Genomic DNA, 24,622 nt, shown 5'->3' with positions numbered 1-24,622 from the left:
AGAATGAGCATTTTCCGTTTTCCTTTACTGGTATGGCTTGGGATAGGCACACTTATTATCAGTCTAGGGATCAGACAATCATTCGGCATTTTCATGATGCCAATTTCAGAGCATTTCGGTACAGGTCGCGAGTTTTTCAGCTTTGCGATTGCGCTACAAAACCTATTGTTCGGCGTGTTCCAACCTTTTGTTGGTATGGCCGCTGACAAATGGGGAGCAAGACGCATCATTATCGCAGGTGCATGTGCTTACGGTTTGGGTTTACTTCTTACCTCAATTTCTACCGAATCGAGCATGCTTTACGTTTCATTGGGTGCACTCGTTGGCCTTGGCTTAAGTGCGACAAGTTATGTGATCGTGCTTGGCGCAGTGGCGAAAGTTGTGCCAGCAGAACACGCGGCTAAAGCGTTTGGATTAACCACGGCTGCAGGTTCATTTGGTATGTTCGCGGTAATTCCGGGCGCACAATACATGCTGAACGAGTTTGATTGGCAAAGTGCGATGCAAGTGTTTGGCGTACTGTGTTGTTTGATGATCTCTTTTGCGCTGTTCATGCGAGCGCCTAAAGCAGCCTCAAACAAACAAGCGCAAGCTGAAGAGAACCAAACACTGAAAGAAGCGCTGTCTGAAGCGTTTGCTCACAAAGGTTACTGGTTGATTCACGCGGGCTTCTTCGTGTGCGGTTTCCACGTAATGTTTATCGCAACGCACTTACCGAGCTATTTAGCAGATAAAGACCTACCCGCGAGCAGCGCTGCGATGGCACTGGCTTACGTTGGCATATTCAACATCTTCGGGTCTTACTTCTGGGGTGTGATGGGCGACAAGTTCAGCAAACGCCACGTTATGTCTGCACTGTACTTAGTGCGTACTGTGGTTATCGGTGCGTTTGTTACTCTGCCTGTGACTGAGTCAACCGCGGCTATCTTCGGTGCAGCCATTGGTTTTTGTTGGTTGGGTACGGTTCCGCTAACTTCTGGCTTAGTTCGTCAGATCTTCGGTGCTCGTTACCTATCGACGTTGTACGGTTTAGTGTTCTTTACTCACCAAGTGGGTAGCTTCTTAGGCGCTTGGGTTGGCGGTCGTATTTACGATTACTACGGTTCTTACGAGCCAATCTGGTGGTCAACGGTGGTACTGGCATTTGCAGCAGCACTTATCCATTTACCAATCAATGACAAGCCGATTGAGCGACTGAAATTGGCAATGGCTTAACGTTTTATGCTGACTCCCCCACTAGCGTAAACAACAAGTCGTTCCAATAAAGCGAGTGAGTATTGAAAGGAAGCATCCTGAGATACTCACTCGCTTTTTTGTTGGTCGCGATAATAGAAATTATAACTAGCGAAACTGGCATAAACCTCACTGAATAATAAGACTATTGTTTTGGTTTTCATTTATAGTATCCACCCGCTCCTTTAAAACTAATCCGCAGGCTTATGGAATACATAGATCAGACTGTCCTTATCGCAATGGCACTCATTTTTGTCGGCTCTTTTGTGCAAACCGCAATCGGCTTTGGTTTGGCCATTGTTGCAGCCCCACTGCTGTTTTTGGTCTCTCCAGATTATGTACCTGCGCCTATCTGTTTAATTGGTCTGTTTATCTCGTTATTCAACGCTTTTAAACATCGAGCGAATATCTCGATTGGCGGATTAAAAATCGCATTGCTGGGCCGTATTCCGGGGTCACTGGCAGGTGGTGCTTTGTTGGTGATGGTTTCAACGAGCGTGTTATCACTATGGTTGGGCTTATTGGTAGTATTTGCCGTGATTGTTAGCTTACTGCCCTTTAGACTCGAACCAACCCCAACTAAGATGGGTATTGCGGGGTTCTTCTCTGGGTTCTTTGGCACCAGCTCGGGTATTGGTGGTCCGCCGATGGCACTGCTGCTCCAACACCAAGATGCCAATCAGCTTCGTGGTAACCTTTCTGCGTTTTTCGTGTTTAGTTCGATCATCTCGTTGATTGTTCAGATCCCAATTGGCTTCTTCACCATGCACCATTTGATCATTACCATCCCTTTGCTGCCTGCGGCTTGGTTGGGTTATAAAGTGGCATTGATGACGACACAAAGCATCCCTAAAGAGAAGATACGCATTGGTTCATTGCTGCTATGTTCTATCAGTGGCTTTACAGCAATCTGGCAGGGGTTAGCTGGCTAGTTATTAGCGATAAAAACAAGAAGGAAGACATCTTAAAAACCACAGTTCAAACACCCAATAGATAAAAGGACGTTCTATGACTTACGATGAATTCAATACATTCTGCGAGTCACTGCCTGCAACCAGTTATGTGATGCAGTGGAATAACTCTCACGTTTGGAAAGTGGGTGGCAAGGTGTTTGCGATTGGTGGTTGGGGACCGAAAGATGAGCCTGCGTTTATCTTCAAGGCGTCCGATCAGAATTTCGACTTTCTCAAAGAAGAGCCGGGCTATAAACCCGCACCCTACTTTGCTTCTCGTGGCATGAAGTGGATTCAGCTTTTTGAGAGCACACCAGAAAGGGATGAGGAACTAAGGTACTACCTCACTGAGTCACACCGAATTGTGTCCTTAGGTTTAACCAAAAAGAAACAAGCAGAACTCGGGCTCAATCAGTAGCCAGAATCTCTGCTTGTTAAATATAGATTTATGCTCGTCTTAAAAGCTTACATCGCTTTTAAAACCTTAAGCCTCTCTTAAAAACTTGGGCAATAAAGGTTCTATCTTTTGCGTTGGAATCAGTGGCACCAATAAATAAATTAAACCCGCAAAGGCGATAGACGCCGCTAAGTCTTCAGGTCGATGCATGCCAAGCCAAACACGGCTATAGGCGACACCACCAGCCCAAACCAACAAACCGCCTACTAAATAAAAGCGTTTCGCCTCTAGGAACAATCCGCCAAAGAATGCCAAACACACACCGACAAAGATCATGTGCCCTGATGGGAAAGAGTAATCCGTTTCGCCAAGCCAATGACGAGTTCGCCACTCGCTGACCTTATCTTGCACAGATTCAATCGCGGCATTTTTTTCTACCAAAGGCAGCTCATAAAACAGCTCTGGCATTTCAACCACTTCCTGCGTTACCAAATACTCAGAATAAGGACGGGGGCTCTCTGTTGAATGCTTTAAGAAGGTCTTCGCTGCAAAGCTAAGCACCAGCAACATACCGAGCTGCAGGCAAAGGCTGGCTAACTTAGCTTTAGAAAACTTCATCGTGAGCAAGACTAAAGACAACACAGCGAGCGTCACCAAGAACCCTTGATTACCCGCTGAGTAAGTCACGAACGTCATAAAGGCACCATAGAAAGGCAGAACCGCGCTTCCAAGATCGAAGTCAGATCCAAAGATCAAAAAGGGTACTAGAGAATACAAGCTTAAAACGAGCAGTAATAAGCCTTTGGATTTGTTAGAGAACAGAGAAGTCATGGCTAAGGTCTTTGAGATAAAGTGGTCGGATGCTATCGCAGCTTAGCATCGCCAATATCAATTTTATGTCAAAACGGTCAGTAAGCCGTCATGGTGTAACAATAATCGATTAATGGGCCTCTTGAGTATTGAGCTGATGAACTGTCACGTCATTACCAATAATGCAGACCATCCACTTGTGCACATATAGACATCAAAACCCACTAAACATAACCTGCGCCCGACTAAACACCACACGCCAAGGTCTGCCGATAAAGTGAACACTTACCTGATTATAAGGCCAGAATCTGAAAAACTTTGCTGTCAGTCCTTTAAATCCACTATCGAAAGGATTACCATCTGGTCTGCTTTCAAAGCAAAACAAATTATTAATTTTTATTCTCAGGGCGGGGCGAAATTCCCCACCGGCGGTATGTCCTTAGCAAAATCTAAAGATAAGCCCGCGAGCGCTCGATTCGTCGAGGTCAGCAGATCTGGTGAGATGCCAGAGCCGACGGTTATAGTCCGGATGAGAGAGAATGGAAACACACTCGTTTAAGTTGGAAAGGCGCACCTATCTATTGGGTTGATGCCTCCAACTCAGACGGGTGCATTTCGTTTTGGATAAAACCATAATGAGCTAAAGTCGACTTGTAATGAGTAGGCTTTGTTGTGCTCGGTTGAGATCCCTCATACAGCCCTGATTCTGGTGATATTTTAGGAGTTTAACCATGAATCAGTCTTCACTACTTGCCGAATTTGGCGAACCAATCACTCGCGTTGAGAACGCACTGCAAGCTCTGCGCGAAGGTCGTGGCGTACTTCTACTTGACGATGAAGATCGTGAAAACGAAGGCGACATCATCTACTCAGTAGAACACCTAACCAATGCTCAAATGGCGCTTATGATCCGCGAATGCAGCGGCATTGTGTGCCTATGTCTAACCGACGAGCAAGCAAACCAACTTGAACTTCCACCTATGGTTGTTGATAACAACAGCGCAAACCAAACTGCGTTCACCGTCACTATCGAAGCAAAAGTTGGCGTAACAACAGGTGTTTCTGCCGCTGACCGTGTAACAACGATCAAGACAGCTGCAAACCCAACAGCTAAGCCTACTGACCTTGCTCGCCCTGGTCACGTATTCCCATTGCGTGCGCGTAAAGGTGGCGTACTTGCTCGCCGTGGTCACACAGAAGGTACTGTGGATCTTATGCAAATGGCTGGTCTTCAATCGGCTGGCGTACTATGTGAAGTAACCAACCCAGACGGCACAATGGCAAAAGCGCCAGAGATCGTTGCTTTCGGCAAACTTCACAACATGCCAGTACTGACCATTGAAGATATGGTGATGTACCGCACTGAGTTCGACCTTAAGCTTGCGTAACGTTTAGTGCTAAACGCTTAGCACTTAGCACTTAGCACTTAGCACTTAGCACTTAGCACTTAAAGATAGCGAAACTCAGAAATGAACATTGAAAGGCCTCACTCTTACTGCTTTTTCTAGTTAAAAGTATATAAAGGGTGAGGCCTTCTTCATTTCCTACACTGAAATCTAAGATCCATCTCCTCGCCAACGACTAACCTCTCAAAAAATTCTGCAAAATATGAGAAGCATTCACTCGAATGGTGAAGTTATGCACCATCATTGATCATCCATAATTACAGATAAATCATAAATAACTGAAATATAACACTTATTTATTTTGGCACGGTGTCTGCACTACCACTAAGTAGGTATACAAATATTAGGAGTTGAATATGTTTGTAGTTATTTCAGTGGGTTTATCCCTATTAGTACTTGCGGCCCTGTTTCATTTCTCAAGGAAGAGACAAACAGCGCTATCACACAGGTTTGAAACCTTAGTTCTGCTTAGAGAATTATTGTTGTTATCACGCAAACATCGCGCGGCAACGCACTACGCTCTGGCTTATCGATTATCTAGTGAGTCGATTCGTAAAGTGAACGAGATTTACGACAACATACTTGAGGTATCTGAGCTACTTCAGTCTCATGTCTCGTTCGATAGTCGCCCTATGTACCGCATCTATCACCTTAAGCTCATTGCCATGCACAGTGATTGGCAAAACCGCAGCTTGGTGCGTAACCAATCGATTCATGGCAAAACAATTCGCCATAGCATGTTCTTGATGGATGAAGTGATGATCATCTGGCTGATTCAGTCTGAACGAGAAGACATGAGCCGTGAGTATCACATGAATTGGCAACAGATCTTAGACTGCATGGAAATCCTGACCAAGTTACGCATGTGCATACCTGATATGGAGAAGCCTGAGGAGTATGCGAGATTCAAATTCTACGCATCTCAAACACACCGTAAACTCAACCAATTATCGATTATCTGCCCTATCAGCAGTGGGTCACCCATTTGCACACGTGCGATGCATGCACTCACCGAGATTGCATCAAGCACTGAAGCGACCCAACCAGCAGATAGCATGTACGAATTAACCAGTGATATTTCTAGCGTCGTGTCGCAAGTATACGACCAAGTATTATCCGACATTACTAGAAGCTTGTATCAGCCTTTACCAGACGTAAACGAAAAGGTGATAAATACCCGATTATCCGTACATCATTACATGTAAAGACTTCGTGAGAGGAGAGCGTGCTGGAACTCTGAATTATTGAGTTCAAATCCGATATCACCTTTGATATCGGATTTTTGTATTTATGGGTTGTAGATTTATGTGGGTAAGCATTTATGCCACTTCAAACATCGCCAGATTTGATATCGCTAGACCAAACCTCCGCAGCAAAATCTATGAATTGACGCACAACCGGCAGCTGATAGCTACGAGACAAATACACCGCCCAAAGCACACTACTCGGTGAAACAAAATCATCCAAAATTCGTTTCAATTTGCCATCCGCAATCAGTGGATTGGCTAAATCACAGGGCAATCGAACAACCCCTTTACCATGCTGTGCAGCGCGGGTTAATACCCCAACATCATTAGCTTTGATAGTGCCAGACACCTCAACCGAAAAATGCTGATTATCCTTAACGAAATCCCACTTAGAGACACTCAAATGGCGAAAACAATTGTGCTGTCGAAGCTCTTCGACTGTTTTAGGTTCACCATGTTTATCCAAATAAGCTTGCGATGCACACACCACCGAGTCAATTTCCATTAGCTTACGAGCAATCAAGCTATCGTCAGGTTGGTCGGTATAACGCAGCGCAATATCGATTCTGTCATCCACCAGCTGAGCAAAACGATCAGAAGCAAAAAGTTCTACCGTGATATTGGGATGAAGTTCTGTGAACTGTTCAACCACATCCAACAACATGTGCTGAGTCAAACCAATCGGAGCAGCTATGCGAATAGTTCCGGAAAGAGCATCGGTTTGATTCAGCGCGGTCACTTCTAACTCCGCCGTTTCATGGAGTATTTTCTCGCAGCGCTGTAAGGCGATTTCCCCTGCAGCCGTCAAACTCACCTTACGAGTCGTTCTGTGCAACAACCGCTGTTTTAGCCACCCTTCTATCTCTTGAACATGGCGTGAAACCTGTAAACGGCTCATATCCAAATGCTCTGCTGCTTGAGTGAAACTGGCACAATTTGCGACTTCAACAAAGCTACGCATCGCCGTCAATCTATCCATCACACTTTTCCTTATCCACTGAACCAAGCCTATTAGATAACTACATAGATACAATCTACATCATTTTGCGATATTTATCGCAACCTAGTGAGCTATTAGACTGCAATGGCTGTCGAGAAAACGACTCAATAAATTAGATAATTGGAGAGACATTATGAAAATTGCAGTATTAGGCGCATCAGGTTGGATTGGTAGTCACATCGCTCAAGAAGCTCAAGCTCGCGGACACGAAGTCGTTGCTGTTGTAAGAGATGCAAGCCGTGTAGAAATCAGCGATGTTGAGGTTCGTTCATTTGATTTGCAAGATCAAGCAGCCAGCCTAGCTACGTCTTTATCAGGCGTTGATGCGGTTATTGCTTCGATTGGCGGACGTGCTCTAGGCAATCACGACATCGTAAAAAGCACAGCGACTAAGCTGCTTGATACACTGCCAAGCATTGGTATCGAACGTCTACTTTGGGTAGGTGGTGCGGGTTCATTAGAAGTAGCGCCAAACGTACCGTTAGTTACCGTTCCGGCCTTTCCAGCAGAGCATAAAAACGAAGCGCTAGCACAAGGTGAAGCGCTTGAAGTGTTCAAACAGTCTAACAGCGAGGTTAACTGGACGTTCATTAGCCCAGCAGCAGAAATCTTCCCTGGCGAGAAACTATCAACCTACCGTACCGGTGGCGACCAATTGCTCACCGACCAAGACGGCAACAGCAAAATATCCGTTAGCGATTACGCTATTGCGATGATTGATGAACTCGAATCTGGCAAGTTCCCACGCCAACGTATTGGTGTCGCTTACTAGTCAGCTCATATATAAAAACTAAAAAAAGCCGCTTGTTCAAAACAATGCGGCTTTCTCATCTTTTACTGAGCATTCCTTTAATCCAATGGCAGATGCCCCGTTTTCACTAGGATAACCGTCTCTTCTTCCACATAAGGAAAATGCTCACTCATGTGCGGGCTGCGCATCCAGGTGTGTTTCGGGTACTCACCATGTTCGTCTTTAAAGGTGCCAGAAAGTACAAATATCTCTTCACCGCCAAAGTGACGATGTGGCTGAAAACGTTCGCCAACCGGCCACTTCACTAACGCGACATGCTCGTGTTCGAATTCATGCAGTGGCATCACTTGTAAGCCACCAATACCAGGTAACCATTCCGTTTCTAGCGTATTGATGCGAACTTGAGTTAAGTCTCTCGCGTCAAACTGGTTTAGCTTGACCAAGATTGTGCAGCCATTTTTGCTTGATGGAGAATGCGCACTGCCCGGCGGATTACGAATATAAGTACCAGCAGGGAAATCACCCGTTTCATCTGAGAACACGCCATCTAATACGAAGATCTCTTCGCCTTGTGGGTGTGGGTGCTCAGAAAACGAAGATTCAGGATCGTACTTCACCACGCTGGTCGTGTGGCCCGATTCTTTCTCTTCTCTTTCAAGTGGCTTACGCCAAACCCCTTTAGCAGGGCTTGCGACCCAATCTAGTGTGTCGGTTTCTATAACCAGTCTCTTTGAAAAGTCCATGTTGAACATAATGGCGACCTTACTCTTGTTATCGTTTTAATTATTATTGTTGTCTTTCTCGTTTCTATTCTACGCGAATACTGATCAAGGAGGCTATCTCGCTGCTATTTTGCCTGCGCGATAGCCACCTAAAAAGAATCCTAATTAATTACGACCAGCAATCACACCGCCATCAACATCCCAGATTGCACCCGTTACCCAATCAGCACTGTCTGACAGTAAGAAAGAGATGCTATTAGCGATGTCTTTCGGCAAACCAACTCGACCAATAGGGTGGAAAGCATTGAAACCTTCTAGCGCTTGATCCACTTCTTCTGGCTTAATGAATGATTCGTAAATCGGTGTTTTAACCACAGCCGGAGACACCGCATTCACACGAATGTTATGCTCAGCCAGTTCCATTGCCATGTGTTGTGTTAATGCGTGCAGGCCTGCTTTAGCCATTGAATAGGCAGAAGATGGCGTCGCTTTGATTGCCTGTTTCGCCCACATAGAGCCTACATTTACCACGTTTCCGCCACCGTTTTTGATCATCAACTTGCTGACAGCTTGAGTGATGAAGAAGGTTGCTTTATTGAGCTGCATGTATTGCTCGTAATCAGATTCTTGGTGTTCAATAAACGCTTTAGGGTTGAAGTAACCTGCAGCATTCACAAGGTAACCAATACCTTCTTCGAGCGACTCTAAATACGCAATAAGGCGAGACACACTTGCATCATCATAAAGGTTAGCTTGCCAGCCTGAAGCGTGACCGCGCGATTGCAGCTCTGACACCGCTTTATCTAACTTAGTTGGGTTATTGCCGACCACCAACACATGGATGTTTTGAGCGACTAACTGCTTCGCTGTTTCAAAGCCCATACCACTTGTGCCACCGATTACGACTGCAATACCATTTTTAGTGAAGTTCATTTTGTTATCTCCTAAGTCATGTGAACGTGGTAATCTTAGGCTTTGAACTAACACTATGAATAGTAAGTACAAATCGGTTAGGTAGGTACTTATTGGTACATCTTTATGAAAAATCAGGAAAACTTTTTTTCAAGAAAATCAGCGCCAGAGCGTTCTGCTCGCATGGTCGAAACCATCTACGGCTGTAAATGGTCACTAACGGTTTACCAATTACTGGCAAATGGCATAAATCGCCCCGGTGAAATGGTGCGTTCGGTCGAAGGGTTATCGACCAAGGTACTGAATGAATGTTTGAAGCGAAATGTAGAGTTCGGGATTTTAGATAAGCAAATGTTCAACGAACTCCCACCAAGAGTTGAGTATCAAGTGACACCCTTTGGTGAGAAGTTTTTACTGATTCTTGATCAGCTGGAAAGCCTACAAAACGAAATCGACGAGATGTAAGCCCAAACCAGTCAAACGCGTAGCAGATACAGCAAGCACACTTAACTCACGGGCATTTGCTCAAAGCGATCTTTTACGAAATCAATGAAGGTTCGAATTCGACTTGGTTGATAGCGATCTCGGTGGTAGATCGCTGAAAAGTCCACTTTAGGTACTACCCACTCATCAAAAACCTGCTCTAGTTGTCCATCATTGAGTTCTTGTAAGCAATAGATGGTGGGAACTCGAATAATCCCGTTACCCGACTTCGCACCTTGCACCAACACTCGGCCATTTTTACATTGCAGCCTGCCCGTCACATGCACATCGACCGTTTTCTTAGTGTCGTCCAACGCCAGAAAGGTCCACTTGCGCACTGAGCCCGTTAAGCAATCATGATGGATCAAATCTTTGGGGTGATTAGGCTTTCCTTTACGAGCGAAATACTCTGGGCTCGCGAGTGTTCCCATTTCAATGTCCAATAGCTTCCTTGCGATAAAGCCTGCGTCTTCTAGGCTTCCCATGCGAAAAGCGATATCGAACGCGTCTTCAATCAAATCAACTCGGTTACTGCTGAAATCAAGGCTAATGCTGATGTCTGGGTAGAGCTGCATGAACTCATTGACCAGATCCGCGATGATCACCTCACCCAAATAACCGCCGACACAGTTTACTTTTATGTCGCCGCGCACTTCTTCGACATCGTCCACAGCAGCAATCAAGGCTTGGTCTATATTATCTAAGGCTTGTTCGCATCTCGCGTACAGATCTTGCCCTGCGTGAGTCAACCTCAAGGTTCGAGTAGTACGGATAAAAAGCGTTACTCCCATCTGTTTTTCTAAGCTACTCACTTGGCGTGACACATGGGAGCGAGACACATCAAGCTCCTCCGCCGCTTTAGTGAAGTTACCTAAACGAGCGATGAGCACGAAAGAACGAATATCAGACAGGTTAATTTGATTGAGCATAGTCGCCAGCTTACTTGTGAAGTTATGAGATAGACGCTTTTATTGTTGCACCACAGCAACAGTGTTTCAAGTAAAGCGCTATATATCAACAATGCTATTTTCCTTAATATACCTCCATCGCAACGAAGCAAGGCAACAAGCACTTGATTCGAATGCACTTAAACAATACGTCGTAGCCAACCGACGCAATAAAAGTACAGAGGAAATAAAATGAAAAAACTAATCGTAATTACAGGTGCAAGCTCTGGTATTGGTGAAGCAATCGCTCGTCGTCTAAGCGATGAAGGTCACCCTCTGCTACTTTTAGCTCGTCGTATTGATCGTCTTGAAGCGCTGAATCTACCAAACTCACTGTCAGTAAAAGTAGACGTAACAGACAAAGCATCATTTGATGCAGCAATCGCACAAGGTGAAGAGAAGTTTGGCCCTGTAGATGCACTTATCAACAACGCTGGCGCAATGCTTCTTGGTCAAATCGATACTCAAGACGCACAAGAGTGGAAGACAATGTTCGATGTGAACGTGATTGGTCTTCTAAACGGCATGCAGTCTGTACTTGCTCCTATGATGGAACGCAACACAGGTACTATCATCAACATCAGCTCAATTGCGGGTAAGAAAACATTCCCAAGCCACGCGGCTTACTGTGGTACTAAGTTCGCGGTACACGCTATTTCTGAGAACGTTCGTGAAGAAGTGGCGGCTTCAAATGTTCGTGTTACGACTATTGCACCGGGTGCTGTAGAAACTGAGCTTCTGTCTCACACAACATCTCAAGAGATCAAAGACGGTTACGACTCTTGGAAAGAAGACATGGGCGGCGTATTGGCAGCTGACGACATTGCTCGCGCTGTATCATTCGCTTACCAACAACCACAGAACGTATGTATCCGTGAGATTGCTCTAGCACCAACTAAGCAACAGCCATAGGCCTTTGCTATCGCTACTAAATAAGCGATTTAATAAGCTATGAACTAAAAAGCGCCACGACTTAACAAATCGTGGCGCTTTTGTTTTGATTCGAGCTAATTGTTAATAATAAGCTTGATTAAAACTCAACACGATAAACCGATGTGCTACCACTTACTTCATTGCCGACAGCGATAAAGTGGTTACCTGAACGTGTGAAATACTTAATTGATTCAGGGCCTAAATCACCCGCTTTAGCGTTATAAGTATCGTTTTCGCAATCACCGTCTTCATCAACTTTAGTGCACACTGGTTGTGTAAAGTCTCGGTTGTTCAAGTAGCTAATGAAACTTGCATTTTTAGGCTGTGTTACGTCGTAAACCATGATGCCACCTTGGCGCTCCAGCCCAATAAATGCATACTGCTTGCCGTTGATCTCAGCCACTTCGATGGCTTCAGGTTCTACGCCTTTATCATCACTGCGATCGTCACCGCTTTGGTTGTTATCATTGGTGCTGTTGAAGTTTGCAGGATCTTGATCAAGTACTATTCGAGCAAAATCATCGCCGCTATCAAACACTAACTCGCCTGACTCATCCCAGATAGAGAACGAGCGGCTGCCGAATGCTTGAACCTTTTGGTCAGCAGCGAGTGTCCCTTGTGGCTTAATCACCTTAAGACGTGCAAGTTGCTTGTTGTCTTTCAATGCGCCAGCTAATGGGTGGTTAGCGTCAACATCTAACTTCTTGCCGCGTATTTCATCGACATACGCGATACAAAAGTCTTTTTCTGTGGTGTAGTTTTCGGTGCCTTGATAATCGTCACCGTCCCACTCAAAACCTTTCTCATCACACATTTCTTGCGTGGTCTTGATGCCATATTCACGACCATCACCTTCGTTCGCAGTCACGATATAGGTGTTACCATCAACACTGTAGCTAGTGATGCTATCTGGCATGTAAAGGCCTTCTAGCATCGCGTAGCTTTGTAGATTGCCGATGTTTTTGTCTTTGTTTGACGCATCTAGCTGAGCGCTATCCCAAGGCTTTCCGCCTAGTCCAAGAATCGCATCCACTTGTGCACTCGCCACATCAATCGCGGCCAAAGCGTTGTTCTCTTGAAGGGCAACGTAGAGTTTTCCGTTATCCGCAAACGTTAGGTATTCCGGTTCAAGATCTTGAGCAATGGTTGCATTTGGCGCAGAGATTCGAACCTTATCGGTTAGCTCTGCATGGCGAGGCTGACCTTGATTGAATGCCTTGAAATCAATTTGAGTAACTGTCGCTTGCAAAGGACCATTGCTTAAATCCACCAGCGTTACTGAACCTTCAGGATCAATGCTGTAATCCGCATTCGGCTCACCTTCATTTGCAGAGGCAATGTAGCGACCATCTTTCGAGAAACTGACCATGTCCGGTAATGCACCAGCCGCATAAGTAGTGATCAGCTCTAACGTGTCTGAACGATAAAGTGCAATGATGCCGTTTTGTTGCTTGTCAGCATTTTCAATCGCGACAGCAACTAATCCTTGATGAGTCGACACACTGTTCGCGGCACCAATATCAATACCCGAAGCTGCAGCCGCTGATTGAAGGTCGATAGAGCCCTCAGATGCTGGTGCGCTGTCAGAGTTCATCGATAACATATCGACTTTTTGTGCTTGAGCATTGACGACATAAAGCTTGTCGGTACATGAATCGTAGCTGACGATTTCGGCTGCTGAAGTATCAAACGGGGCATCGGCAATTGAACGACCAACTAGGCTGATTCCGGTTACCTCAGCATTGGAAGCGCTTGGCTGCTCGATGGATTGGCATTGAAGGCTAAAAGCATCAAGTGATGTTTGAGATGGCGTAGCAGTCGTTGGTGATGTTGGTTGAGAACAGCCTACTAGAGCAGAACTTACCGCGATAGGCAGTAATAATGTCAGCTTATTAAATTTACGATTCATATATCCTCCATAATTTGAATCGCGATCATAGAGGGCTGTTATGACACTTATCTTTCCCTTTTATTAACAATAAGTGACGACAATAAGTTTCTCTTACCCATAACAACAGGAATCTAAGGCGAGCAATCCATTAACAAGCAAGCAAAAAAAAGCGCCCAAGCTGGCTGATGCTTGAGCGCCTTTAGTAAACTGAATAGGGAGATTAGAAGTTGTAACCACCACCGATCATGAATACCCATGGGTCGATATCAACGTCTGTTGAGTACTGAACGCCACCAGCTTTGTATTTCGCTGTAGTATCAATGTCTGCATACCAAACTGACGCATTCAAGAACCAATCTTCATTGATCATGTAATCCATACCAATGTTTGCCGCAAGTCCCCAAGAGTCATCAAGAGATAAGTCACTTAAGCCTGCATCTTTACCAGTGCCATTAAGTTCTTCATCAAAGAAGACAGTGTAGTTAATGCCCGCACCTACGTAAGGGCGGAACTTGCTGTTTGCTTCGCCGAAGTAGTACTGAACCATCAACGTTGGTGGTAAGTGTTTTGTCTCGGCGATATCACCTAAACCACCATGGTTTGTAGAAATTGTATGGGAGAACGGTGTCGCTGCAAGAATCTCGAGACTGATGTTGTCTGTAAACATGTAACCAAATGTCAATCCAAGTTGGGTGTTTGAATCCACACCAAATTTTGACCCCGATGTCTCCAGAACATCTCCACTGCTATCGTTAGGAGATACCATTGCTGCACCTGCACGGATGATGAAATCACCTTCTTTATGAGCAAGAACGTTGGTTGACATAAGAGCCGCAATAACCGCAATACCACATACTGTTTTTTTCATTATAATTTCCTTTTGGGGGCTTAATCTTTATTGGTGAATGAGTAATCATTTCTTATTTTGCGTGCAAGGTAGCATAGAATAACCCTACTTTATTGATGGAAATCAATTTGTGAAAAGTTGTGATTATTTATGTAAATTTATATCGACCCGATCACTTTATTCCTTCATTTTATTGACAGTTTTGTAATGCAACTTTTCCGTGCGTCATTTTGTTAATTCAATCCGTCACTTTGCCCGTAACTCTTCGGATCAAAATAGAGCAAGCCAATATCTCGTACGCATCAATTTGGTGCAGCTCTACAAGAATCAATCTCGCCTCGTATAATATTCAATGAGTTACATTTGGCTTAGTGCTTGCAAGTCTATGTTCATAATCATAAATACATTGAGGTTCTGATCATGCAAGACACTCTAACAATCGTTCTGGCCGGCGGTGTTGGCTCTCGGCTTTCCCCTCTCACCGATAACCGTGCAAAACCTGCGGTACCCTTTGGTGGCAAATATCGAATCATCGATTTCACTCTCGCGAACTGCTTACACTCTGGGCTACGCCAAATTTTGGTGCTGACTCAGTACAAGTCTCACTCTTTGCAAAAACATTTGAGAGATGGTTGGTCGGTGCTTAACCCCGAGCTCGGCGAATACATCACCAATGTTCCCCCACAAATGCGAACGGGTGATAGTTGGTATAGCGGCACTGCCGATGCAATTTATCAAAACTTGTATCTGCTTTCTCGTAGTGAAGCCAAGCATGTGGTGGTGCTATCCGGTGACCATATCTATCGCATGGATTACGCGCCAATGCTTAAGCAGCACAAAAAGAACGAGGCCGACCTAACTGTGGCGTGCATGGAGGTGTCGATTGACGAAGCCAAAGAGTTTGGTGTGATGGAGATAGATGAATCTCTAGAGATCAATAACTTTACCGAGAAGCCACGTTACCCTGCATGTGTACCTGGTAGGCCAACTCGAAGCATGGCTTCAATGGGTATTTACATCTTTGATAAAGAAGTACTGACACAGGCATTATTGGCGGATGCAGAAGATCCAGATTCAAGCCACGATTTTGGTAAAGACATCATTCCGAAGTTGGTCGGTAACAACAGTGTTTACGCATACAAGTTTGGGGATGAAGAAGGCCGAGTGACCCAAGATGCGTACTGGAGAGATGTTGGTACTATCGACTCTTATTACCAATCCAACATGGACCTGTTAAAACCAGCTTCGCCTATCGATTTATATCAACCTGATTGGGCAATTCGCACCTATGACCAGCAACTGCCACCAGCGCGAACCATCGCTTCTGTAGAGGGGAACCAAGGAATATTCATCAACTCGATGATAGCGAATGGGGTTGTCATCGAAGGTGGTTCAGCGCAAAACTCTATCTTCTTCCCTAAAGTGAAAGTCAGCAATGCCGCGATTGTGATTGACAGTATTCTGTTTGAAGATGTTGAGATTGGAAAAAATTGCCACATACAAAACTGCATCATCGATAAAAACGTTAAGGTGCCTGACGGAACCCAGATCGGTGTTGATAGCCTTGCCGATGCGAAACGCTTCCACATATCAAAACAAGGCGTGATTGTGGTGCCCTCTTCTTACCAATTTGAAGAGTAACCTTTAACGTTGGGATAGCTTTTCTTTAAACGAAAAAAAGGCAGCGAACTCGCTGCCTTCTTATTTACTTACACGGCTTCAGTTAAGCCTTAACTGTCCATGTATTCGGTTAAACAGAAACCTTAGAAAGGACCTAGTTCGATCATTTGAGCAATCACAACGGAAACCAAAGCGCCCACCGACCAGAACAAAAACAGCGGTAGGAAGAAACGAACCCACTTGGTGTAAGGTACTTTTGCTATAGCCAATACCGCCAACAAGCCACCATTGGTTGGGTAAATATAGTTAGAAATACCATCACCCAATTGAGAAGCCAGTGCCGCCACTTGACGAGTCACTTCACCAATATCAGCCAACGGAATAATGATTGGCATGGTAATCACCGCTTGGCCACTGCCAGACGGAATGAATAGGTTGATCGCAGCCTGCGAGAAGTAGATCCCTGCTGCTGCCACAAGTTTAGAGCTACCAGAAATGATCTGTGCAAGATAGAAGATAATTGAATCAACAATCTTCGCGTCTTCCATAATGGTTAGCACTGAACGAGCGAAAAAGATGATCAGTACCGCCACCAATACGTCGCTAACACCTTTGGTCCAATACTCACAAATCTTGTTCGGAGATAAACCCGCCACCAAACCCGGAATGATCGCCATCGCCACGAATGCACCTGCAATCTCAGTGAAGCCGAAACCCATCGTCAACGTGCCGAAGATCATGTATGCGAACACGCCCAAGAACGCGATGCCCGCAAGCTTTTCACGTGTGGTCAGTGTTTTCGCTTCAACGTTAGATTCGTAGTGATAACCCGTACCGTGCAACAAGCCTTTGGTTGGGTCTTGCTTAACTTTACGCGCGTAGTTAAGCACATACCACGCACCCGTCAGCAACATGAACATGCCAACAATAAAGCGGTACCACATACCTGAATACATAGGCAGTTCAGCGATAGTGTGTGCGATACCCGTAAAGAATGGGTTAGCCAAAGCGGCGGCGAAACCTGCACAACTTGCCAGTAAAACAACACCAAGTGCCGTAATCGCGTCATAGCCAAGCTTGATACAAATCGGGATCATCAAAGAGATAAAGATGACATCAAGTTCACGCATACCGGTGAAGGTAACGTTGAAGAAGATCGCCGTCATGATCACAGGTGCAATCACGTACAAGCCCTGCTTCTTTAACTTAGTGGTTAGCGCAACAACGGATGCGTCTAACAGACCCATGTGTTTGATAATGCCAAAAGCACCACCCACAAATACCACAACGCCCATCACGCCAGAAGCGGATTTGAAGCCTTTAAAAAATGATTCGAAAAAAGAGGCTAATGTTGTTGGGTTGCTGGTCAATTGTGTGTAGCTGTCTGGGTCGATAACCGTGCGGCCATTCATGACCACTCGCTCGAATTCACCAGCAGGGATGAAGTAAGTTGCGATTGCAGCAACGATCACCATGATAACCAAAGAGAGAAACGGGTGGTTTACTTCTTTCTCTGTCGGCGCTGCGTTACCAGCTTGAGATGTAGGTACGGATGTGGATACCGTAGTCGTCATATAGACTCCTTATTTGTCAGCAACTAAGGTTCACTTAGCCGCCGAGAGGGATTTTTGGAAAAACGAAACCCTTCACGCTGAACTAAGTTCGCGCTAATTTAGGCTGTTTCAAAAAGGCCTTTGATAGATGGTGCTCTCAAATGTACATAGTGAAGTAGTGAGTACTACTCTCTTTGCGTCCGAGCAAAATGCAGATGTTCAGCCAAGTCAGGCCAAACTGAATGAGGTCATTACAAGCAGGTAAACAGAAAAGTCTGTTTTGGTAATGCGTTTTTTATCAATTACAAAGACAAGCGGCGCATACTAGCACAACGAGCCATGAATTGTCAGAAAAGTGTGAGTTTCGTCATGTTTTGGTGAGCAACAAAAAAGCGCCCACTAATAAGCAAGGCGCTTTTCTGCAATCGAATCGAGTTACTTAGGTGCTAATTCGTAGTTTTCTTGCATCTCATGAGGGGCAATCCCGTACTCATAATCTGCTAAGTAGCCATCCTTATAAACCTTCATTCCCTTCTCATCCCAGCTCACTTTGATCATCGCCGTGTTGCCATCTTCACTGCCTAACAAATCAAGCATTTCTGCATCAATCTTAATCGCTTTGATTGTTTTAATGCGCTTAAACGGCTTAAATTCAGTGGTCGAGGTTGGCAAAGATCCGTAGCTGCTGATCCACGTGTCTTTAGGTACTAGCCATTGGTTGAAAACATCATCAACAATCGCTTTCGGCATGCTTGCGATAACAACAGAATCTGTCATTACGTTGTTTGTCTCTAAGCTGTAGCCACCCTTTCCATCCGAAACATAAGTAGGAAAATCAATGCCAATTTCAGACTCAGCTGGTAAACGGCCTAAGGTGACCGACTTCTTAACGTACAGTTCTGCCGTTTCAAATTGCTGCATGATTTCAGGGATCTTCTGAAATTCAACTGGGGCAGCAAAAGCATTAAAAGCGAAAGAAAGGGAAGCTGCAATTGCAGCGAATTTAACAGGCATTTTCATGATAACGGATCCAAATAGAAGATGGCTGTTAGAGTATCCCGTACTAACAAATACCTCAATAAACTGCTGCGTCTTATATTGGTAATTGTGATACTGAGTGATGAAATCATAAATAGTTACTTTGCCCTTTTCTCCTCATCTCAACCCGCCTAGTTTCGCTGCTCTTCAGTTTCAACCTAAAAAATCTCAGTCATTTTTACCGTACTGTCAGCCTTATGTCAGTGGCGCAAAATGGTAAGTCCTGCCTTTGAACGAACCTAAAATGAGACCTCGATCATCATTTTGAGGTTCTCATGAAGGCTATTTACATCATTGCTGCCGCGTTGTTGCTGAGCAGTTCCTTAGCAAACGCAAATGTGCACAAGTGGAAAAATACCGAATTTCAGACCTACTCCGACAAAACACAGGTCAGGTTTTTATTGGTAAACCGTTACACCAAACAAGCGGATTACTACCTACGAATTGATGACAAAGAGTTTCCAAACAAGATCCAATTGGATGCAAACCAAGAGATAGAGCTGGATATCAATGTTAAGACGCCAGCCGCTCAAATAACCAAGAAGAAGATTTGTACGCGCATGGTGACGGATTCCCCGAACAGCTACGAAGTATGCACAAACCTTAAATTCCAACGTTATTAACGACATTCAAGCGGTATCAATTATGCGGAGAACAATCAAAGCGTTACTTAGCGCTTTATTTGCTGTCGCTTCATTGGCCATTGCTTCACTGACAAGCCCGGCATTGGCAAACCCAATACCGAGTGTGTCGAACCCTTCAGGTACCGACCGAGTTCGAACCTCTGAAGGGGCTTCGTGTGAGCAAGCGATTTCCACAGGTAAAACCGTTCAGTTCGGAACCTATGGATCAACCGGCAATGAAGATAGCGACAGCTATTACAACAATTATTACTACCAAAATCAGGATGAGGCAGGCGTATACGCGGCTGTGACATTCCAATTTGGTGGTGAGGATCGAGTCGACTGTCGTCGACTCTACGAGTTCGAGCTCCGTGAGCGAGAACGTTTAGAAGAGCTAGCTCAAGCGGAACATGAGCTAAAGCTATTACAAATCGAAGCAGAGAAATATCGCCAGCTGAAGATGCAACAAAGCAATACCACTTTTTCGGAGTAAAAAATGCTTAATAGAAAACCACTACTTGGCCTAGCTGTTATGAGTGCATTAGCCGCCAATGTATCTGTCGCGTCAGCAAACGACGATGAAGCTAGTCATCAGCCAGTTTCTGGCGATGTCATATTTTCAGGGAGTGTTGATTCTCAATGCGGTGTTTATGCGACACAAGATAGAGCCGACCTAGCTTTTGGGGACGACTACAATCAGTCTCACGCAACGGTGAAACTCATTAGTAACACAGATGAAAAGGTCAAGCTGTCTGCTACAGATATTGATATCTCATCATTTGGAGATCAAATAGAGAATAAAGATATCCATATACAATCTTCCGGTACCATTGATCAAGACAAGAGCCTAGACCATTGGGAGAAAGGTGTTGATATCAAGCGTAACGAAATTGAAAGCGAAGACAATCTGAATTTATATGCGCGAGTAAATGTTGACGAAGGTGACCTGCAATCTGGTATCGACTATCAAGTAAAAACCACATGGACGGTTGAGTGTAACTAACCCATCATCTCTCCCACGGTAAGCCCTTTAATCACGAGGGCTTACTGACCCAGAGGCACTATGAAAACTCTAATTTTATTCTTGGCGATATTGTTTATCGCGCCCTATGCCGTGAGCACAGGGTTTGATAGGAAAGAAGTCGAACATTTCAATCAAATGTGCGTAGATGGCTCAGACAACCACCAACGCCGAATCTTTGATGCGCTGTCGAATTCTGAATACATCGATTGGTCGAGCATCGAGTTAATCGACACCGAAAGTCGCGTTAACTACACCGATACTACCGTCGAAATTAAGCAAACCGACCGTGTCACGTGCGATCTTATTGTCGAATACAAATATCATCATGCCGATATTGTACTGAGCTCAAGCTATCAGGTATCTCTCAAAGATAAGCAAACCATCAGTAATGTGGCTGTTACTGAACAAGCGGTCACGGACTTTATTGTCCGCGTTATGGTGAACTAACATGCTACGATTTATTGTCGCGTTCACTTTAATCAGCTTATCCAGCTGTACATTGGCATCCAATAATCACTCTACATTAAGCTTTAAAAAGCATGTGAGAGAACGCTGCGGTTTAGAAGTGATCAATAACCAAGGTGAGATGAGTTTTGGTCGAGAATACGATGGCAGAGCCATCACGCTCAAGCTGGAGTCCAATCGCAAAGATTCTCGATTATTGCTCAAACTCCAACATATTGACCTAGGCTCTATTGATGAGTCTCGCATTTCAGAACTTGTGCGATTCAAAGTCGAAACCCCGGTTCGCTATGAAGGAGACATTAATTATTGGCGTCAGGGCGTCGAATTTCCTGTCGATCAACTGGCATCCAATAAAGAAGTCGATATTCGAGCACGTATTACCATACCCGAGTCCCAACTCACGGCTGGAGAGTTTCACTTCAATATGGAGTGGGCAGTTGAGTGTCTATAAATTAGTAACTTAAGCTGAGTTTTTAATCAAAGAAGAAAAAAGTGAGTGGGCTGGCAAGAAAATCAATGGAGTGACAAGTTCGGAATTATAAAACCGATAAAGAGAGATTCACTGGGAATTCGCTGTAGGTTAGCGCAAATTATCAAGGATGGAGTTTTTTTGAACATGTCTTTAAAACACGAAACATAATATGCGATCAGTTCATCGGACTTTCAAGGGAGTAACAAGAGAATATTTGATAACACTGAAGTCAATCACACATGTGCTAATTCTCAGTTGGTTAATCTATCCGATGTTTGCTACGTTTAAATGACACAGTCATTGGAAAGGTATGATTTATGAAAATAAATGTTCAAACACATCATGTATCAATTAACGACGAGTCACGCAAAGACATCGAAGGTAAATTCGAGAAGATATCTAACCATTTCCCATCACTGATCAGTTGCGACATCATCATTACTAAAGAACACGGTCAACATCAGGTTGAAGTATTCACCAACTACGAAGGTGTACGAGTAACAGCAAAATCGACAGACGATGTTATGTACCCAGCTATCGCTTCAGCACTCAAGAAACTTGAAGCAGGCCTAAGTAACCGTAAGGGACAATTGAAAGCCGACCTACACGAGAAACCAACAAGCACGAAGCCAGAGATTGCTTCGGACATCATCCAAGAGATGAAATTGGTCTAACTCGACAAGTAGTTAAAGCGAAATAACTAATAGAAACTTATTAAGAATTTCAAAGCCAGCACACGTTGCTGGCTTTTTCGATCTTAAAGCCAAGCAAACCTTCCTTCTTTACCGTCTCTCGCATTCAGCTCAAACCCACATCATTTTTAACGCCCTTAAGTTCTTAGCTGCTATAACAATCACTTGTGGTATTTGATACAGTTATAAACAGAAATTTAGACCACAACGGAATGTTTATTATGAAGAAAATCGCGTTGATACTTTTCCTAGCCACGCAACTAATGGCTTGTACAGAAGTGGGCAGTGAAGCTTGGTGTGCCGATATGAAAGAAAAGCCTAAAGGTGACTGGACGGCTAATGAAGCGGGCGATTTTGCCAAACACTGCATTTTCTAAGCGGGTTGTATTGGGCTGTTCAGAGCATCTCGCACGAAACCGTAATTGCGAAATGAAGCAAACAAAAAATCGCATAAGTTAACGCTTATGCGATTTTTGTATGTAGAGATTCCTAGCTAATTTGTTAGGAACTTAGAGAATAATCATCCCATCTCGATAAGTCAGTGCTGGTGCTACATCTTGGCCAAGTAAGACTGGGCCATCGAGGTCGACGATTTCAGATTGAACGGCAATAGGCAGAGCTGCACGCATCGCCAACGATGTACCAAGCATACAACCCGACATCAGAGTAAATCCGAGCCTTTGGGCTTCTTCTGCAAGTACCAATGCTTCAGTCAGGCCGCCCGTTTTATCGAGTTTGATGTTGACCATTTCATACTTGCCCAACAGCGATGAGAGCTGTGAAGTTGTATGACAGCTTTCATCGGCACACAGTGGTATCGGGTGCTTGATGTGTGCCAGTGACGCATCGTGCTGCTGTGGAAGAGGTTGTTCGATCATCGCAATATCAAACTCTGTTAGTTGATTGAACAACTCTTCGAGATTCAATCCTGTCCATGCTTCATTCGCATCCAATACAATTTGAACATCTGCCGCGGCTTCTCGTACCGCGCGAACACGCTCTACCACTTGTTCGCCATCAAGCTTCACTTTCAGAAGTTTCGCACCATTCGCGACATAGTCTCGAGCCTGAGTCGCCATGCTTTCTGGCGCACCAATCGATACAGTCATTGCAGTCACGATTTGAGCAGGCAACTCAAACAAGCTATTTGGGAAAATCTGGTCATTCTGCTGCGCTTCAAAATCCCAAAGCGCACAATCGACCGCATTTCGCGCTGCCCCTCCGGTCAATAAAGACTGAAGATGATCTCTTAGCTCTGCGGGATCGGTAACGCCTCGTTCAAACATGGCTTCAAGTGCGCTAGACGCTTGTTGGATTTGCACTAATACAGACTCCGATGACTCGCCGTATCGTGGGTAAGGCGTGCATTCACCCTGAGCTCGTTTGCCATCATGTTCAATGTATACACGAACAACGTGACACTCAGTTCGACTGCCACGAGAGATGCGAAAAGGCGTTTGCATCGCGATAGTAATGGGTTCTGCTGTAATCTTCATAATTTCACTCGGTTGATGTTCGCTTTAACAAATAGAAACGTAGAAATGATGAAGTCGTTAAAGTGAATGTCGCAAATGATCAGTAATGTGTTGTACACCAAAGCGCACTGGATCTGTCACTGGCACTTGATAGAGTGTGGTCCATTCTTGGCACAATGTCTCAGCATCTTCAATGCTAATCGCCGACGTGTTCAAGCAGATACCCACCAGCTTCGCGTCTGGATTGGTCAGTCGCGCCGCTTGCAAGTTGGCTTCAATCGTCTGTTCTATGCTTGGTAATTGAGCATGAGGAAGGTTACGAATATGAGGTCGCCCAACTTCATGACACAGCACCAAAGCATCCGCTTGTGCGCCATGTAAAAGACCCAAACTCACGCCTGCAAACGAAGGGTTGAACAAAGAGCCTTGCCCTTCAATGATGTCCCAATCGTGGTCGGTAAAATCAGGGCTAATAGCTTCAACTGCGCCAGAAATAAAATCCGCAACCACAGCATCAATCGAAATACCGCTGCCTTCAATCAAGATACCCGTCTGCCCTGTCGCTTTGAACTGAGCGGATGTCCCTGACTCTTTAAGCGACTTTTCGATAGCTAAAGCTGAAAACATTTTGCCAACTGAGCAATCTGTTCCGACAGTAAGCAGGCGCTTACCTTGACGAGGCTTACCGTTACCAACATTAAGAACACCGTCAAAATGGCGTACATCATGAAGCTTAGTCAATCCTTGTTGCTGCATGTCAGCAAGCGGTGAAAATTCACTCAATCGTTGGTGCATGCCAGATGCAATCTCATATCCCATTTCTGCAGCGGCCATAATGGTTGACTGCCAAGAATCAGGGATAACGCCACCCGGATTTGCGGTACCAATCACTAGCGTTTTAGCGCCCTGCGCTCTCGCCTCTTGCAAGGTCATGTCCGTTAAGCCCAGTGAAACGGTATCGTCCGTTAAGCGCAACTGACCTAGGCAGATTTCTGGTCGCCATTGGTGAATGCCGCGAGCTGTTTTTGCGGCGAGTGGGTCAGTAACATCCCCAAGAAAAAGAAGGTAAGGTTGAGCGATCGACATGAGTATTCCTAATTAATAAGTCCTTGTATGGATTTACTTTAA

General features: G+C 44.8%; 27 protein-coding genes and 1 riboswitch. Of the genes, 16 read left to right on the top strand and 11 right to left on the bottom strand.

Going from position 1 to position 24,622, the window contains the following annotated elements; translation table 11 throughout:
- Positions 1-3: 3 nt before the first annotated feature.
- From AB4484_RS21945 to AB4484_RS21935, 3 genes are all read left to right on the top strand, one after another.
- Positions 4-1,215, top strand: coding sequence for an MFS transporter (locus tag AB4484_RS21945; protein WP_048611602.1), 1,212 nt, complete (start codon positions 4-6; stop codon positions 1,213-1,215).
- A 224-nt stretch (positions 1,216-1,439) separates the two neighbouring features.
- Positions 1,440-2,165 (top strand): sulfite exporter TauE/SafE family protein, encoded by a 726-nt coding sequence (locus tag AB4484_RS21940; protein WP_170926822.1) that lies wholly within the window; start codon positions 1,440-1,442, stop codon positions 2,163-2,165.
- A gap of 76 nt (positions 2,166-2,241) precedes the next feature.
- Positions 2,242-2,604: an MmcQ/YjbR family DNA-binding protein gene (locus AB4484_RS21935; RefSeq protein ID WP_048611606.1), complete on the top strand. Its 363-nt coding sequence runs from the start codon at positions 2,242-2,244 to the stop codon at positions 2,602-2,604.
- 66 nt (positions 2,605-2,670) lie between these two features.
- On the opposite strand, the gene AB4484_RS21930 is transcribed toward AB4484_RS21935, so the two are convergent.
- Positions 2,671-3,414 (bottom strand): phosphatase PAP2 family protein, encoded by a 744-nt coding sequence (locus AB4484_RS21930; protein ID WP_372080413.1) that lies wholly within the window; start codon positions 3,412-3,414, stop codon positions 2,671-2,673.
- Positions 3,415-3,787: 373 nt separating this feature from the next.
- A riboswitch (FMN riboswitch) is annotated at positions 3,788-3,938 on the top strand.
- A 186-nt stretch (positions 3,939-4,124) separates the two neighbouring features.
- Here AB4484_RS21930 and ribB point away from each other — a divergent pair.
- Both ribB and AB4484_RS21920 read left to right on the top strand, forming a co-directional pair.
- Positions 4,125-4,781, top strand: a complete 657-nt coding sequence (gene ribB, locus AB4484_RS21925; protein ID WP_017054827.1) for a 3,4-dihydroxy-2-butanone-4-phosphate synthase — start codon at positions 4,125-4,127, stop codon at positions 4,779-4,781.
- Positions 4,782-5,155: 374 nt separating this feature from the next.
- The gene (locus AB4484_RS21920) at positions 5,156-6,004 is read left to right on the top strand and encodes a hypothetical protein (RefSeq protein ID WP_048611609.1); all 849 of its coding nucleotides are present in this window, start codon (positions 5,156-5,158) and stop codon (positions 6,002-6,004) included.
- 124 nt (positions 6,005-6,128) lie between these two features.
- Here AB4484_RS21920 and AB4484_RS21915 read toward each other — a convergent pair whose 3' ends face one another.
- Positions 6,129-7,025 (bottom strand): LysR family transcriptional regulator, encoded by an 897-nt coding sequence (locus AB4484_RS21915; RefSeq protein WP_372080411.1) that lies wholly within the window; start codon positions 7,023-7,025, stop codon positions 6,129-6,131.
- Between the two features lie 154 nt (positions 7,026-7,179).
- Between AB4484_RS21915 and AB4484_RS21910 the strand changes: the two genes are divergently transcribed.
- Positions 7,180-7,818: an NAD(P)-dependent oxidoreductase gene (locus tag AB4484_RS21910; RefSeq protein ID WP_372080409.1), complete on the top strand. Its 639-nt coding sequence runs from the start codon at positions 7,180-7,182 to the stop codon at positions 7,816-7,818.
- 77 nt (positions 7,819-7,895) lie between these two features.
- Here the strand turns inward: AB4484_RS21910 and AB4484_RS21905 are convergent, their stop codons facing one another.
- Both AB4484_RS21905 and AB4484_RS21900 read right to left on the bottom strand, forming a co-directional pair.
- Positions 7,896-8,549, bottom strand: coding sequence for a cupin domain-containing protein (locus tag AB4484_RS21905; protein ID WP_372080407.1), 654 nt, complete (start codon positions 8,547-8,549; stop codon positions 7,896-7,898).
- A gap of 135 nt (positions 8,550-8,684) precedes the next feature.
- The gene (locus AB4484_RS21900) at positions 8,685-9,452 is read right to left on the bottom strand and encodes an SDR family NAD(P)-dependent oxidoreductase (protein ID WP_052880371.1); all 768 of its coding nucleotides are present in this window, start codon (positions 9,450-9,452) and stop codon (positions 8,685-8,687) included.
- Between the two features lie 105 nt (positions 9,453-9,557).
- On the opposite strand from AB4484_RS21900, the gene AB4484_RS21895 reads away from it, so the two are divergent.
- A complete protein-coding gene (locus AB4484_RS21895) occupies positions 9,558-9,896 on the top strand; it encodes a helix-turn-helix domain-containing protein (protein ID WP_004741127.1) in 339 nt (112 codons plus the stop codon).
- 41 nt (positions 9,897-9,937) lie between these two features.
- Here AB4484_RS21895 and AB4484_RS21890 read toward each other — a convergent pair whose 3' ends face one another.
- A complete protein-coding gene (locus AB4484_RS21890) occupies positions 9,938-10,843 on the bottom strand; it encodes a LysR substrate-binding domain-containing protein (protein WP_372080405.1) in 906 nt (301 codons plus the stop codon).
- Positions 10,844-11,053: 210 nt separating this feature from the next.
- Between AB4484_RS21890 and AB4484_RS21885 the strand changes: the two genes are divergently transcribed.
- Complete coding sequence (locus AB4484_RS21885) at positions 11,054-11,773, top strand: SDR family oxidoreductase (protein ID WP_008216572.1); 720 nt, start codon at positions 11,054-11,056, stop codon at positions 11,771-11,773.
- 118 nt (positions 11,774-11,891) lie between these two features.
- Here the strand turns inward: AB4484_RS21885 and AB4484_RS21880 are convergent, their stop codons facing one another.
- Positions 11,892-13,703 carry a choice-of-anchor I family protein gene (locus tag AB4484_RS21880; RefSeq protein WP_372080403.1) on the bottom strand — a complete coding sequence of 604 codons (1,812 nt, stop codon included), beginning with the start codon at positions 13,701-13,703 and terminating at the stop codon, positions 11,892-11,894.
- A gap of 202 nt (positions 13,704-13,905) precedes the next feature.
- The gene (gene ompW, locus AB4484_RS21875; RefSeq protein ID WP_065677296.1) at positions 13,906-14,553 is read right to left on the bottom strand and encodes an outer membrane protein OmpW; all 648 of its coding nucleotides are present in this window, start codon (positions 14,551-14,553) and stop codon (positions 13,906-13,908) included.
- A 399-nt stretch (positions 14,554-14,952) separates the two neighbouring features.
- Here ompW and glgC point away from each other — a divergent pair, with 399 nt between their 5' ends.
- Positions 14,953-16,173 carry a glucose-1-phosphate adenylyltransferase gene (gene glgC, locus AB4484_RS21870; RefSeq protein WP_372080401.1) on the top strand — a complete coding sequence of 407 codons (1,221 nt, stop codon included), beginning with the start codon at positions 14,953-14,955 and terminating at the stop codon, positions 16,171-16,173.
- 122 nt (positions 16,174-16,295) lie between these two features.
- Here glgC and AB4484_RS21865 read toward each other — a convergent pair whose 3' ends face one another.
- Together AB4484_RS21865 and AB4484_RS21860 are read right to left on the bottom strand one after the other, a co-directional pair.
- Positions 16,296-17,726 carry a YfcC family protein gene (locus tag AB4484_RS21865; RefSeq protein WP_372080399.1) on the bottom strand — a complete coding sequence of 477 codons (1,431 nt, stop codon included), beginning with the start codon at positions 17,724-17,726 and terminating at the stop codon, positions 16,296-16,298.
- Between the two features lie 414 nt (positions 17,727-18,140).
- Positions 18,141-18,725 carry a hypothetical protein gene (locus tag AB4484_RS21860; protein WP_372080397.1) on the bottom strand — a complete coding sequence of 195 codons (585 nt, stop codon included), beginning with the start codon at positions 18,723-18,725 and terminating at the stop codon, positions 18,141-18,143.
- A gap of 293 nt (positions 18,726-19,018) precedes the next feature.
- Between AB4484_RS21860 and AB4484_RS21855 the strand changes: the two genes are divergently transcribed.
- The 7 genes from AB4484_RS21855 (at position 19,019) to AB4484_RS21825 (ending at position 22,396) form a co-directional block, all read left to right on the top strand.
- Positions 19,019-19,366 carry a hypothetical protein gene (locus AB4484_RS21855; RefSeq protein WP_050653257.1) on the top strand — a complete coding sequence of 116 codons (348 nt, stop codon included), beginning with the start codon at positions 19,019-19,021 and terminating at the stop codon, positions 19,364-19,366.
- Between the two features lie 22 nt (positions 19,367-19,388).
- Complete coding sequence (locus AB4484_RS21850) at positions 19,389-19,859, top strand: hypothetical protein (RefSeq protein ID WP_372080395.1); 471 nt, start codon at positions 19,389-19,391, stop codon at positions 19,857-19,859.
- A gap of 3 nt (positions 19,860-19,862) precedes the next feature.
- Positions 19,863-20,369, top strand: coding sequence for a hypothetical protein (locus AB4484_RS21845; RefSeq protein WP_372080393.1), 507 nt, complete (start codon positions 19,863-19,865; stop codon positions 20,367-20,369).
- 60 nt (positions 20,370-20,429) lie between these two features.
- Complete coding sequence (locus tag AB4484_RS21840) at positions 20,430-20,837, top strand: hypothetical protein (protein WP_372080391.1); 408 nt, start codon at positions 20,430-20,432, stop codon at positions 20,835-20,837.
- A gap of 1 nt (position 20,838) precedes the next feature.
- On the top strand, positions 20,839-21,306 hold the full coding sequence (locus AB4484_RS21835) for a hypothetical protein (RefSeq protein ID WP_231625643.1): 468 nt from the start codon (positions 20,839-20,841) through the stop codon (positions 21,304-21,306).
- A 338-nt stretch (positions 21,307-21,644) separates the two neighbouring features.
- Positions 21,645-22,001: a ribosome hibernation-promoting factor, HPF/YfiA family gene (gene hpf, locus AB4484_RS21830; RefSeq protein ID WP_048611638.1), complete on the top strand. Its 357-nt coding sequence runs from the start codon at positions 21,645-21,647 to the stop codon at positions 21,999-22,001.
- A 239-nt stretch (positions 22,002-22,240) separates the two neighbouring features.
- A complete protein-coding gene (locus AB4484_RS21825) occupies positions 22,241-22,396 on the top strand; it encodes a DUF3012 domain-containing protein (RefSeq protein WP_017061679.1) in 156 nt (51 codons plus the stop codon).
- 132 nt (positions 22,397-22,528) lie between these two features.
- Here AB4484_RS21825 and dgcA read toward each other — a convergent pair whose 3' ends face one another.
- Positions 22,529-23,515, bottom strand: coding sequence for an N-acetyl-D-Glu racemase DgcA (gene dgcA, locus AB4484_RS21820; RefSeq protein ID WP_372080389.1), 987 nt, complete (start codon positions 23,513-23,515; stop codon positions 22,529-22,531).
- Between the two features lie 57 nt (positions 23,516-23,572).
- Positions 23,573-24,580 (bottom strand): N-acetyltransferase DgcN, encoded by a 1,008-nt coding sequence (gene dgcN, locus AB4484_RS21815; protein WP_372080387.1) that lies wholly within the window; start codon positions 24,578-24,580, stop codon positions 23,573-23,575.
- Between the last annotated feature and the right edge of the window lie 42 nt (positions 24,581-24,622).

Origin of the sequence: Vibrio sp. 10N.261.46.A3 (assembly GCF_041472995.1) — a bacterium.
GTDB classification, from domain to species: Bacteria; Pseudomonadota; Gammaproteobacteria; order Enterobacterales; family Vibrionaceae; genus Vibrio; species Vibrio coralliirubri.
Note: the sequence above shows the minus strand (reverse complement) of the source record. Positions and strands in the feature narration are given on the sequence as shown.